This window comes from Chitinophagales bacterium (assembly GCA_041392475.1).
In the GTDB taxonomy this organism is placed as follows: domain Bacteria; phylum Bacteroidota; class Bacteroidia; order Chitinophagales; family UBA2359; genus JAUHXA01.
The window spans coordinates 1,165,050-1,179,055 of record JAWKLZ010000003.1 but is presented as its reverse complement, the minus strand read 5'-3'; the positions used below and the strand labels follow the sequence as shown (position 1 = coordinate 1,179,055).

Sequence of the window (14,006 nt, the reverse complement as noted above, 5' to 3'; positions counted from 1 at the left end):
GGTGTGTTAATGTGTTAATGTTTTGAGGTGTTGAGGTGTTAATGTTTTGAAGTGTTGAGGCTTTACTATATTTGTATTTTTGGTTCTTCATTTTAATTCCTGCATTTAGTATTCCAATTCTGTCACCGAAATTCCAAAGGATTTCAACATTTCAGGTGTATAACCCTTCACTTCAAACGTGCGGTCTAAGATGAAGCGTTGCCCGGGTTTGAGGGTAGTCGTTGAAGAAGGGCTGACCAACAAAACCTCCTCTGCTTGTACCATTCTCGGCTCAAAATTGACCCACGAAACGCCGATTTTTAGTTGTTTGATAGGGTATTTTCCTCTATTCGTCACTTCCAAGATGATTTTGTGGTACGAGCTTTTTTTGTTGATACTTGCACTCAATTTAGATTGGCGTTCCCTGATTTCAACATCCATATTTTCAGGTTTGTTCAGTCCCCACGCAAATGGTTTTTTAGTGGACGGAGGGCGCATATTGGAGAGGATTTCCATTTTCATATCTACTACCGACACTTCAGCAGAGGTGATTTTGGGAACTGGTGTCACCTCATTGTAGAGGGTCATCACCACAGGAATAAAATCATCGTGCAAATAAGCTTCGTTGGATACCACTTGTTTCTCCTGTGAATAAATCTCCTGCCGTTTTTCGTCAAACAGTGCTACCCTTATCCTCAAACGAGTGAGTTCTATACCTTGTGGTAAAACATTCATTTTAAGGTTATAACCAAACGAATTTTCAAAATTCTGCAAATAACTATCGTCAATCATCCACTTCAATCCCTTGTTTTTGTTGTCGTAGCGAATATCAACCTGCAAATTTCCATAGTCAATCGCATCATTTTCAATCGTCTTTTCAGTAGGAGCTGTAGTAGGTGTTTTTGAAGTAGATTCTTCTTTTTGGCTTAGATTATATACCAACATATTGCCAACAAATAGCAATACAACAACCAATGCCAACCACTTTTTCCACCAATTTGGGTTGTTCGTTTGGGCACCAGCCATTGCAGCAGCAGGTTTTTTTAGGCTCGAAATCAATTGCAGTGAACGCTCGTGATTGGGCTGAATTTGGAGGCAACGCTTGGCATATTGCTCTGCCAATTCTTCATCAATGGGAGAAGAATTTTTCAACCAAAGTTGATGGTAAGATTCCGACAATTCCATCAAAACCCCCAAGTGAAAAGGGTTGATTTGTTCGGCATGTTTCAGTTCTTCAATGGCATCATCCCAATTTTCGTATTTCATAAAGCCCTTTCCACGCATCACCGAGTCCTGCAATTCTTTCTGAAGTCCATTCCACGCTTCTTTGCTCATGCCCAAATTGGCAGCGATTTGCTCCAATTCTTCTGATGAATAAACATGATTGTTTTGATAAGGCAGTTTCTTTACCGCCTCGAAATATTGTTGTTTTGTGCTGTTTGTCATATTATTCAGATAAAAAGTATTCGTATTTTTTAGTGCCGAGGCTACGCCCCTAACTATATGTGATAATCTTCCTTCTACAAATGGTATCAGGGCTAACGCCCTTTTCTTCAAAATAGCGAATCTTAAAAGAGCGTTAGCTCTGACACTATTTGTAAAAAACAACTGTCATTCTCTCTCTTAGGGGCGTAGCCTCGACACCCAAATCTTGAATATATTTTACCACTACATCAAGTTGAGAACGAGAATAACAAAACCCCTTTTCTTCAAAATAGCGAATCTTACAAGAGCGTTAGCTCTGACACTATTTGTAAAAACAACTGTCATTCTTTCTCTTAGGGGCGTAGCCTCGACACTCAAATCTTGAATATATTTTACTACTACATCAAGTTGAGAACGAGAATAACAAAACCCCTTTTCTTCAAAATAGCGAATCTTACAAGAGCGTTAGCTCTGACACTATTTGTAAAAACAACTGTCATTCTCTCTCTTAGGGGCGTAGCCTCGACACCCAAATCTTCTAAATTAATCAAAAAATTCAAAAACATAACGCTCATCATAATCTACTTCAAATTTCTCCAAAAACGCTAAATATTCTTCTCTAAATGTTGTAGTTTGGTGGTGAACCTCTTGGTTTTGAATATATTTTACCACTACATCAAGTTGAGAACGAGAATAAGAAAATGCTCCAAATCCTTTTTGCCAAGCAAAATCAAATTTCATCCAAGGCTGTTTCTTGATAAACTTTGTTGCTGCCGTTTTGGTTTCTTCCGCTAAATCCGAAATACTCTGATTAGGGTGTAAGCCAACAAAAACATGCACATGGTCAGGCATTCCATTGATTGCAATAAGTTTATGTTTTCTATTTTGGATAGCACCTGTCATGTATTTATAGACTTGGTCTTTGTGGGTTTTGGGAATTAGATGTTGTCTTGCTTTCACTGCAAAAACAAAATGAACATACAGTTGGGTATAAGTATTTGCCATTGCTTGGATTTTGGTGTTGAGGCTAAGTACACTTTAACGAAAGTTATTTGACAATTACAAGGGCGTAGCCCTGGCACTATTTGTAGGAAAATCGGTAAGCATAGAAACCTAGGAGCGTAGCTTCGACACCTATAAAGAACGGGGTTTTATGGTGTCGAGGCTACGCCCCTCCTGAAAATCTATCCATCATCATTTCTACAGATAGTGTCGCAGCGATGCTGCTGAAATCTAAAGAAACTTACGGTGCACGGTACTAAGCCATTTATGTGAAAAATACATTAATTTATTTTTACAAATATTTTTCATTGTTTAAAAAATAAATAATATCAAATTTCATAATAACTGTTGAATACAAAATTAAAAATGTAAAGTTATTACTTAACAAGAGCGTTAGCTCTGACCCTATTTGTAGAAAATAAATGCCATAAATTCTCTTAGGGGCATAGCCTCGACACAATATCATTTAAACCACCTCCAATACCAACCTCGCCGCCTCATCCGAAGCCCCTTCCCTACCCAATTTCTCATACAATTGTTCATATTCTTTTTTGATGCTTAGATAACGACTACCATTGGGCAATATTTTTTGCAGTTCTGTTTGCAGGTTTTTGGGATTCAAATCCCCTTGAATCAACTCCTTCACCACCTCCTTTTCGCTCACCAAATTGACCAACGAAATGAACGGCACATCCACCAAACGTTTGGCAATCCAATACGAAATCCAATTACCTTTGTAACAAACGACTTGTGGCACGCCAAACAAGGCTGTTTCGAGCGTAGCCGTTCCCGAAGTCACCAAAGCCGCTTCTGCCAAATGCAACAATAAATAGGTCTGATTACTCACCACTTGCACATTTTTTCCCCACGTAAAAGTCTCGTAAAAACTATGACCCAAAGAAGGTGCCCCTGCAATAACAAACTGGTATTGAGGGAATCGGTCAATCACCGACAACATCTGTGGCAATACAATGCTGATTTCTTGTTGACGACTGCCTGGCAGTAGCGCAATAATGGGTTTATTGCTCGTCAAACCCAAATCGGTAGGCTGTAAATCATTGAAGGCAGCTTGTTTTTGTGCAACGACATCTAATAGCGGATGTCCCACAAAATCAACTTCCCAATTCCATTTTTCTGCAAAATAATCCTTTTCAAATGGCAGAATCACCATCATTTTGTCAATGACTTCCATCATCTTAGGCACTCTCGAACTGTGCCACGCCCACACTTGCGGCGAAATGTAATACACAATCGGGATGCTCGCCTTGTGGGCAAATTCTGCAATCCGCAAATTGAAGCCGGGGTAGTCTATCAAAATCAGCACATCGGGTTGATACGCCAAAATGTCTTCTTTGCAGAAGCGAATGTTGCCCAAAATCGTGCGTAGATTGAGCAACACCGTCACAAAACCCATAAAGGCTAAGTTTCGGTAGTGCTTCACCAAATTACCGCCCGAGGCTTCCATCAGGTCTCCTCCCCAACACCTAAAATCTGCCTCTGCGTCCTTTCGTCGCAAAGCTTTCATCAAATTCGAGCCATGCAAATCACCCGATGCTTCTCCTGCAATGATGTAGTATTTCATGATTCAATTTTTATCTTCCAAACTCTTCCGAATCCCGTCAATCCCATACACAAACGCCTTAGAATAATCATCCAATCCTTTCGCAATTGCCGACATCTGCCCCACCATTTGCGCCATTCTATCGGCATTACCCGCACCGCCCAAAAGCGTATTTCGCTGAAAGGTTTGAATAATTTCCTCCCAGCGTTTTTGCTCCACATCCGAAAGTAAACCATTGATAGCCTTGAACTTCAGTAAATTCGCTTCTGCGCCAGTCGTCAAAGTTTGGGATTCACTCTCATAGTGACTCAAAATCAAGGTCTGCAATTCCTTTTCGTTCATCACAGGCATGATTTTCTCCGCCATTTTGTTCATGTCTCGATACGAACCCTGCAATTTGAAAGGCGGTTCTGTTCTGTATTGATCCTCTTGCGCTGCCGAGTGAATGTATTGCAAATTAACCTTCAAAACAATGTCCCGCACCTTCAACAATTTCTCCAACACATTGAGGTATTCCTTCACTTCTTCGGGCGAATGACTTGCTTCAAAATCCAAATTTTCTCGACTGCCCGTTTCTGCTGCACGAATCAACACCAAAGCATCCTTATGGCTCTTGATCGCCAAACGATTCAATATAAAATTGGAGGTCAAGCAATTTTCGATATAACTCAATTTGAATAAATCAGCAGAATCGCCAATGATGTCGCCCAAATTGTAGGTATCTGCACGGTTGGCAAGCATATCTGGAATCTGAAATTTTTCGCCACTTTCGGTATAGGGATTGCCCGCCATCACCACACACACTTTTTTACCCCTCAAATCGTAGGTTTTGGAGTGACCTTTATAGACTCCTTCAATTTTTCGCTGGCCATCGCAGAGTGAAATAAACTTTTGCAGAAATTCGGGATGGCAGTGTTGAATATCATCCAAATAAATCATCACATTATCGCCCATTTCAAAAGACAAATTCAACTTCTTCAATTCTTGCCGAGCCGCTGCATTGGGAGCTTCTTGTGGGTCGAGTGAAGTGACCTGATGCCCAATCGCAGGTCCGTTGATTTTCATGAAAATCAAACCCAAACGGCTTGTGATGTATTCCATCAAAGTCGTTTTGCCATAGCCTGGAGGTGAAATCAACAACAACATTCCCATCAAATCTGTCCGTTTGTTTTCGCCCACCACACCAATTTGTTTTGCCAAATTGTCGCCAATCAAAGGCAAATACACTTTGTCTATCAACTGGTTGCGAACAAAAGAGCTCAAGACTCGTGGTTTAAATTCCTCCAATCGCAGGTCTTTGCGGAACTGTTCGGTGAGTTGTTTTTTGAGTTGCAAAAACTGCTCATACAAAGGAACAGTTTCTTGTTCGTATTGACGCATTTTTCGGCTGAAAGCGTTGAAATCCAACAGGTATTTTCCTCCTGACTCCAAAACCTTGTGCGTTCCCTGCAATCCTTCAATCGTTTGTTTGGTCGAAACGGCGATTACTTTTTCGGGTTTGTAATCGTCCAACAGCAACAATCGGGCAGTTTCATTGACATATTCGCCATAATGTGCATGACCATTGGAATTCACATAAGCCCACAACCAATTGCGAATCAACTCATACTGAGCAGTGTTTTCTCCCTTCAATTGTGCGAGTGAATCCACATATTTTTGTTCGGCAGCTTGGCTTTTGAGTAGGTCATTGAAGGCTCGCAAAAGGTCTGCGGCTTCTTGACTGATGATAAAATCGTTGGCACGGGTGAGTTCGTGAAACAAATATTCAGCGGCTTGTGAAGCGATTTTGAGTTCAAAAAGTTGGGTTTCCTCCAAAAAAGCGGTGATTTCTGCCTTCAATTTTTGCTGCAATGCGCCCAGTTCTTTCGCATTGGGAAACAACTGCATGATGATTCCCATTCCCTTCAATTGGCTGTTCAACAGTTTTTTATCTTGTTCTTTTTCATACACTTGCCAATACAAAGCGGCACAAGCTCTTGCATTGGGTTCATATCGAAGGAGGTCTATTTTGGATTGAAGATTTTGAAGGGCATCCAAAATTTTGGCAGCATCTTGGTCGTGTACGCCTTTCACATATCCCTCGCTGTATCGAGGTGCCATGAATTGTTGGAGGTTTTGCAGCAGGTTTTCGGACATAGTTTTTTGGATATTGGTGATTAGGTTTTAGCGGATTAGTGCTTTGTTTTCGCATTAAATTGATTCACACACTCCTATTTATCTAATCACACATGGATACAGAAAGTTCCCAAAAGCTTTATCAAAATTAAATTAAGGATTAAAAATCAAAAATAAAGATTTTAAAGGAAGGCAATGAAAAAATACAGTGTAAAAGCTGAAGAAAGTCCAGAAAATAAAAAGTCCGTCATTTATCGCAATAAATGATGGACTTTGAGTTATCAAACTTTCGCTCTGGTGACTGCTCCCGCCACTAACCTAACGGTATAGTGGGGGCATCATAGGCATATAGCCCTAAACTCTCCAGTCCGAGAGTCAATATGTTTATGGCTGCATTGTGGTCACGGTTTGCAGTAAAACCACACTCATTGCAGCTATGTGTTCTAACTGATAAGGCTTTCTTTACTGTTGCGCCACAACCACTACACTTCTGACTTGTGTACTGTGGCGCAATAGCTACGACTACCTTTCCAAGTTCCTTAGCCTTATTTTCCAAGATTACACGAAAGGAGTACCAACCTGCATTTGCAATAGATTTACTAAGTCCCGATTTCGCTTTTCTGCCGTTGCGAGTAAAATTACCTTCTTCGTCTTGCTTAGGCTTGGCTTTGCGAATCATGTTTTTAATAGCCAAATCTTCAATAGCTATCAAATCATAGTGTTTTAACAACCAATTCGCTACTTGATGATGAAACTCTTGCCGTTGCATTTTGACACGGTAATGCGCTTTCTGAACCGCTTTAAGTAGTTTGTAATATCTTGCGCTTCGTTTCTTAGCCTTGGATAACTTGCGCTGCACCTTAGCCAAATGCTTTTCTCGTTTTCGGTAAAACTTGGGTAGTGGTTCTGATAAACCGCCACTGGTATAAACAAAATCATTCAAACCCATGTCTATTCCTACTGAATGTGTTAGCAAGTCCTGTTTAGGCACTTCTTTAACAGCTTTTTCAAACTGAAAGGTGAAACAGGTAAACCACTTGCATCCATCCTTGATGATGGACATGGTTTTCACGACTGCTCCTTTGGGGAGTTCTCGGTGCCGTTTTATTTTGACAAAGCCTATTTTTGGAACAGGGATATGGTTATTCGCTTTTTCTTTACCGATTTTGCGATTCATGGTAGAAAAGTAACTTGGCATATTTCTGCCGTAATCGGTATAGTTCAAGCTATTCCACTGTCCTTTTTTCTTGTATTTAGGAAATCCTGTATCGGTGTTTCCCTCTTTCTTGGATTTAAAAAATGTAATGAGTGCTTTGTGTAGTCTTCTATTGGCGTCTTGCAGCACCATGGAATAAACATTCTTAAACCACGGCTTTTCTTCCTTTAGTTTAGGCAGTAGGTTTTGTTGTTCAATCATCGAAGGAAAGGTTTTGCTATCCTTGTACTGCTTCATCATTCCGCCTAAATGCCAATTCCAAACATACCGACTCATATTCATGTGGTTAGTCATCCTACTTTCTTGTTTTTGGGTAGGATAAATTCGGTATTTGTATGTTTTGGTGATTAGCATAAGATGGTGTAAATTTACATAAAATAGATGTTATTAAAAAATACATCCAATCACAAGGTCAATAATGACGTAGCTAAATTCCTCCCTCCACTAACCTTAGGTATAGTGGGGGAATCCTTTAGCTGTTTTGTTGAAAAATAGTTTACTTTACACCCTTACATTTAATCATCACCGTTCTAAAAGCATCATTGTTGTTGTCGTTGAGTTCTCGTAATGTATTGTTTGGATCTATGTTAATGCCAAATTGACGGGCAACTCGATTGTTTTCACACACTTGACAGCCAATTGGCACAGTTAAATTATCATCTACAAATACAACAGTTTGTCCTGGTTGGATAGTCTTTCCTGAAGTACGTCCTCCTTGTAACAATGCATCTTCTACACAACGATTATTTCTAAATATCGCCTCACCATTAGGAGAGACTACATCTGTTGATAAAAACAGGTTAATGAAATAACCTTCTCCTTCTGGGTCATCTTCAGCTGACAGTGCAGGAGCATTACCTATATTTTTGACTTTGTATATAACTCTTCCAAAATCTCCTCCTTCAGCAAAAATATCGAACTGGAATGATATATCTACCACAACTAAATCAGGCAATTGTATAATGGGGCGCAAATTTCGATTGTTCAAATCTTCTATATTGAAATCATGAGAGTTATTGAATTGAGCGAAAATAGGGCTAAACATAAGGAAGCTGAAAACAGCAACAATGACTTTTAAATTTTTCATGAGATTTTAAATTAATAATTTTTAAATTGGTTTTTAAAGTGAGTAAGAGTGTTTATCAGTGAATTGAAGTAAGAGGGTAAGAGTGGTTGCAAGGTGAACTTATCGAATCGTAAGTTCGGGGAGTTGAAAGTGATTATTTATTTCGCTGGTTTCGACTACTCGACAAGGAGCGGCATCAGGTGCGTCCAGGCAAGCATCTACTTTGATTTCCAATTGGTAGCGGTAGCCTATGGGCAAGCCATTTGGCACATAAGCAGTAAAAGCTTTTTCTTCATTACTGACAAGTGGGCTGATCTCAAAATTGTCAAAATTACTGCCTCCTCTGTCTGCCAATAAGCTTTTGATGACTCTCCCCTGATTGTTATTCAGTGGATACTGTACCAAATTGATGGCTACTTGTGTTCTGGCTTGGACAGCTTGTGTACCAAAGTTTTTCACTTTGAAATTCACTTTGTAGGACTCACGACTGTTATTTCTATTGAGAGCAATCATTTCAGCTTCAGTGATTCTGAGATCTTTGCCATTCACCAAATCTGCATTGGGAGTGAATATTGGAGTACCAAAGTCGGGTAAGTTCATTCCTTGAGAAGGGATTTGCTTTTTCTTAGTGGTGAGTTTGGGATTGAGGGTTAAATCTGGTAAACGGTAGTGATTGTTGTTTTCAATCGCTTCTGCAACTCTACAAGGAGCGGCATCTGGTTCATCCAAACAGGCATCCACTTTGATTTCTACTTGATAGCGATATCCTACGGGAAATCCATTGGGAACATATGCGGTGTAGCTATGTTCTTCATTGCTGGCAAGTGGGCGGGTTTCAAAGTTGTCAAAATTGCTGCCTCCTCTGTCTGCCAACAAACTTTTGATGACTTGACCATTGTTACTATTCAATGGATACTGCACCAAGTTCAAAGCTACTCGTGTTCTGGCTTGGACAGCTTGTGTGCCATAATTTCTTACTTTGAAGTTTACTTTGTAAGGAGCACGATTGTTACTGTGGTCACCATTCGGAATGAGTTCTGCCCAAGTAATGACCAAATCTTTGCCGCCTACCGATTTTCTTTTTTGAGCGTAAGTCGTTTGTGTGAAAAAGAAGCCCATCAAAGCGATGGCTACGAATGTGAAAAAAATCTTTGAGGTTTTCATGTTTATACGTTTATGTTTAAAAAGTTTAAGAATAATTCAATAATTTGAAATTCGACCTCTTTAAACGTATTGGAAAAACGGCTCGGAAACTTTCGGATTTTTTTCTGTATTTTTTTTTCGATTAACCTCCAATTAAAGCAAACGCTGCCCAATCCTGAGGCGTAACTCCTTCTTGTTGAAGAATGTGTAATTTGGCTTTTTTTAGAGCAAGGGCATAATTTTTATCTTCCAAGATGTATTCAAATAGCTTTTTGACCAGTAAACTACTCGTTTCGTCGGGAATATCGAATTGGGTAAAAACAATATTGCTCGCTCCTGCATACAAAAATCCCCTATGCAGTCCCATCATCCCTTCTCCTTTCTGCAATACGCCAATACCGCTGCTGCAACTACTCAACACAACTAAATCTGCATTGAGTCGCAGCAAATAGGATTCTGTAGTGGTCAATAAGGAGGCTTCTGATTCGAAGACAGCCGACCTGCCGTTTGGAGAAATATCTTCTGAAGTAGTAGAATTGGATTTTTTTGAAGTATTCAAATTCATTGAAAGCGTAGTATTCTTTTTACTGCCCTCCCACTCTCGTTCGTTTGCCAAATAAATGCCTGATAAATTTCCATCTCCATCGTAGTTGAATCCATGTGTTGCCACCAATAAATACTTGTGCTTGGGTGCTTCCTGAAAGAAGTTTTTCTTTGAAGCAGCACCGTATAGAAAGGCTTTTGCAGAAAGTTTTTGACGATTGAATAGCTGATACACTTCATTGACTTCAATGGCAGTATTTGGCAAATTCGCCAGTGCTTTTTTACCCAATTGATTGCTCCTAAAAATCTTGCTTTCGCCTCTATGGGTTTCCATTGCCAAAAGCGTGGTTTTGCTATCGGCTGCAAAAGAAACAGGAGCCAAGCCCAAAAAACTATCTTCTCGCTGCCGATTTTCAGCATTTCTCATTTCGCCCTGCAATAATAAGGTAGCAGAATAGTGATAGGCAATATTGAAGTGATAGACCAAATAGTCTAAGTCATGAAAATCAAATACTTCGGCAGTTTTTATTCTTTCATTGTCAATAGGAAAAAACAGGGCATCGAAGGAAAGATAATGCAGTACATCGTGTCTAAGAATCGTCAAGGATTGACTCGTATTCTTATCCATTTGCAATTGAAGTGGAGCTAACAACAAAGTATACAATTGACTCCCTGCATCCATGTAATCCTCCAACTCTACAGTTGTGATAGCTGTATTGAAGTCTTTTACAAGTGCTGCAAAATGAGATGGTTTTTCGACCGCATACATTTGACAATCCACAGCACTCATTTTGAAAATATAAATATTCTGTTCACCTACAAAATAGGAAATGAACAAATGTTTTTGATAGCTATTTCGTTGAAGGAGATACATTTGAACATCTTCCACACTAGCTGTGTAGTCACTATACTTCAATTGATGGTATTCTGGATAATCTTTTTCAAATTGAGTGATAAGCTGTTGATTTTCTCGCTTCAAATCAAAAATTTGGTTTTTATGAGAAACCGCACTCATTTCATCTAATTCATTTATGTGAATTCCTCCCTTTAATATAACATCTTGCAAACGAGTTATTTCCCTCCTTAAACTCTCTTCTTTTTTCAATAATGTTTTTGGGATACGAGCTTTTGATTTGGCTGCTGCATCAGTGATAGCTGTTCTCAATAGATGCACTTTTTCCTGTTCTGAAATCGAAAAGCAATTTGACAAATAATGACTATCTTGGGTTTGTTCAAAAAGTTCCTTACTGACTGCTATGCTTTGTTCGTAAATCTTATTCACCTCTTGACTAAATAATTCATTAGAAGTATCTTGATAGTCTTTTCGCAATAATTTTATGATACAATCAGTGTATTCATAGTGTCTATTTGCAGCCAGTAAATCTTTGAAATTCTTGCCACTTTTTTGATATTTTTCATAAAAAGTAGCTGCTTTATTGTAGATGATTTTGAACAGTTTTTGACTTGAATAACAAGATTCTATTTCAGGTAAACTATACACATCTTCCTTTGAAAAATTCTCTAATAAAAGAATTATCCCTTTTTGAAAATACTGAAGTGAAGATTCAAAGTCTTCCTTTACCCTCTCATAATCTGCCATATAAGTATAGGTGCTGATAAGGTGAAAAGGACTGTATTTAATTCGTTCTAACAAAACTTTGCTCTTCAAATAGTGACTAAAGGCTACTTCGTTATCTCCTTTTTTGAACAAACATCTTCCTAAACGTTGGTGAGCACATCCCGTCTGTAAGCTATTTTCATCATTGAATTGATAAATTTCTAAAGATTTTTCATAGAAAGGTAAGGCCTCATCATATCGTTTTTGATAAAAATAAGCAAATGCCATTTTATCTGAAACGGATGCAATATTGGGATGTTTTTCACCAAAAATGCTTGTCCAAAGTTCCAATGCACGTTGACAGTATATCAGCCCTTTATCAAATTGTGTTTTGTAAATATATGAACTTCCTAAAAGAGCAAAAACTACAGCTCTTTTATCACTGTCTTGGTCATCATTCTGATTCAATATATTTAAGGCTTTGTAGCAATAATTCAATGCCTCTTCATAATCCCCATTTTTGCGATAACAAGCTGCAATATTTGTATGGTAGGCAATAGAACTAATTTTTCCAGATACATTCACCTCGGCTTCAATAGCTAAGTTAAAGTGTTCTATGGCCTTATCAAAATTTGCTGTATACGAATAGTACAAACCTGTTGAATTGTAAATAAAGGGCAATGGCACTAACAAATTTGTTTTTTTTGCTGTTGACAAGGCTTTCTCCAAATAGTAAAGAGCATCAACCAATTCTACACCTTTACCTAAATTTACTTGTGCCATACCCAACAACGACTTAACCAGTTCGCTATCTTTAGGTTGCGACAATTTACTTTGTATTTCTAAAGCCAACTGATAACTCTCCTTAGCCGAATCATAATTTGATTGACGATAAAAAATTTTCCCTTTAAGATTCAGATTAACAATCTGCCATTCACTTTCGGTAAATCCTTCTTCCTTCAAAAAAAAATCAACCTCCTCTATCAATTGTAAACAAGTGTCAAATTTTCCCTCATCGTAAAATCTTGTTATCTCCGACCGATAAGACTCCATTTTTTGCTCCTGATTATTAGCTTGCTTCATTGTCGTACTTTCCTTTTTTGTTAAATAGCCATCTATAAAATCTTGTTCAAATATACAAAACACACACCTTTCCTTTACTTCAAACGTTTCTCATTTTGCATTTCGGCAACACTGAACTATTTTTACTCCAAATAATAACTTCTTTCATTAATTTATTCAATTTAACGTATCTTGTTTAGCCTTTTATCATTCAACAATTAAAAAGTGATTTTCAAAAAAAAATCCACCGATGAAATACTCTTACAGGACAATCCAAATCGTTTGGTTGAAAAATACGAAAAAGTAGTCCTGCAATTGGTACATCAGTTTTGGCAAAAAGTGGGCGTATCGGATAGCGAATTAGAAATCATCGAAACAATTGTATTTCAGAGACTCCCGCTAAGGCTGGCAAAATATCAGGACAAAGCCGAAGGCAAAACCTATGCTTTGACCTTATTGGTGGAATGCACACAAGTGATTTGCAGCGATATTTTAGACCTTCAATTGCTTCGCCAACAGTCACCACAATTGATAGTAAAATACATTCCCTATATCAGCGCACGATTGGATTATTTGGTCAATACCGATTTCATCAAAATGCAAGACGCAGAAGATGTGCTACAATGGGTACAACAAAAACTAATCGAACGCCTACAAAATGGACAGTTGCAGCAGTTTGAATCCAAACAAGAAACCCTGTTTCGCACCTATCTCTATCGAGTCGTTCAAAACCTATTCACCGACATTCACCGTTCGCTCTATCAAACCCAAAAAAATCGCAATTCTCTGGAATTGAAGGCTTCATTAATAGAAAACAAAAGCAATAACGTCAATCCTTTCGACCAGCTTTCAGATGATTTAAGTCTTTCGCTCCAACTCAAACGCTTGCAGCAACTCCTGCAATTATTTTCAGCGACCAATCGTCTAAAGTTTGAACTTTGCTTGAAAACAAGTTATCAGCTCATCCTCTATCATTCGGATGTAAAAAACCTACAACTCACTACAAAAACAGAAACAAAGATGTTGGCTTTTTTTGGTGCAGACTACACCCACGAAAGCTCAGGGAACGTTTGGAGAACCCTCAATGAATACCTCGATATTTGGGAAAACAAACAGGGAAATCCCGATACTTTACGAAAATGGTTTACCCGACAGCGCAACCAAATCATTGCAAAATTACTTTTATTGACGGTGATAGACCGAGGAGTAAACGACAAAAAATCAACAGAACAGTTCTACAAGAATCTATTGCAGAAAATCAACAAAGACAGAAATGTTGCCAAATACGCTTATGAGTGGTTTGGAGAGAGAGTTTATGTTTTTTACCACAACTAAA

The 14,006-nt window shown here is 38.6% G+C and carries 9 protein-coding genes; 1 reads left to right on the top strand and 8 read right to left on the bottom strand.

The genetic code is table 11. The features are described 5' to 3' along the window. Window positions 1-105 precede the first annotated feature (105 nt). From R3E32_27435 to R3E32_27400, 8 genes are all read right to left on the bottom strand, one after another. Complete coding sequence (locus tag R3E32_27435; GenBank protein ID MEZ4888491.1) at window positions 106-1,425, bottom strand: hypothetical protein; 1,320 nt, start codon at window positions 1,423-1,425, stop codon at window positions 106-108. Window positions 1,426-1,947: 522 nt separating this feature from the next. Then, window positions 1,948-2,409 carry an IS200/IS605 family transposase gene (gene tnpA, locus R3E32_27430; protein MEZ4888490.1) on the bottom strand — a complete coding sequence of 154 codons (462 nt, stop codon included), beginning with the start codon at window positions 2,407-2,409 and terminating at the stop codon, window positions 1,948-1,950. A gap of 463 nt (window positions 2,410-2,872) precedes the next feature. Next, window positions 2,873-3,988 (bottom strand): lipid-A-disaccharide synthase, encoded by a 1,116-nt coding sequence (gene lpxB, locus R3E32_27425; GenBank protein MEZ4888489.1) that lies wholly within the window; start codon window positions 3,986-3,988, stop codon window positions 2,873-2,875. Window positions 3,989-3,991: 3 nt separating this feature from the next. Further along, window positions 3,992-6,103 carry an ATP-binding protein gene (locus tag R3E32_27420; GenBank protein MEZ4888488.1) on the bottom strand — a complete coding sequence of 704 codons (2,112 nt, stop codon included), beginning with the start codon at window positions 6,101-6,103 and terminating at the stop codon, window positions 3,992-3,994. Between the two features lie 292 nt (window positions 6,104-6,395). Further along, window positions 6,396-7,652, bottom strand: a complete 1,257-nt coding sequence (locus tag R3E32_27415) for a transposase (protein ID MEZ4888487.1) — start codon at window positions 7,650-7,652, stop codon at window positions 6,396-6,398. A gap of 142 nt (window positions 7,653-7,794) precedes the next feature. Continuing rightward, window positions 7,795-8,385 (bottom strand): hypothetical protein, encoded by a 591-nt coding sequence (locus tag R3E32_27410; protein MEZ4888486.1) that lies wholly within the window; start codon window positions 8,383-8,385, stop codon window positions 7,795-7,797. A gap of 99 nt (window positions 8,386-8,484) precedes the next feature. Further along, on the bottom strand, window positions 8,485-9,528 hold the full coding sequence (locus R3E32_27405; GenBank protein ID MEZ4888485.1) for a hypothetical protein: 1,044 nt from the start codon (window positions 9,526-9,528) through the stop codon (window positions 8,485-8,487). A gap of 121 nt (window positions 9,529-9,649) precedes the next feature. Next, window positions 9,650-12,691 (bottom strand): CHAT domain-containing protein, encoded by a 3,042-nt coding sequence (locus R3E32_27400; protein MEZ4888484.1) that lies wholly within the window; start codon window positions 12,689-12,691, stop codon window positions 9,650-9,652. 204 nt (window positions 12,692-12,895) lie between these two features. On the opposite strand from R3E32_27400, the gene R3E32_27395 reads away from it, so the two are divergent. After that, window positions 12,896-14,005, top strand: coding sequence for a hypothetical protein (locus R3E32_27395; GenBank protein ID MEZ4888483.1), 1,110 nt, complete (start codon window positions 12,896-12,898; stop codon window positions 14,003-14,005). Window position 14,006 lies beyond the last annotated feature (1 nt).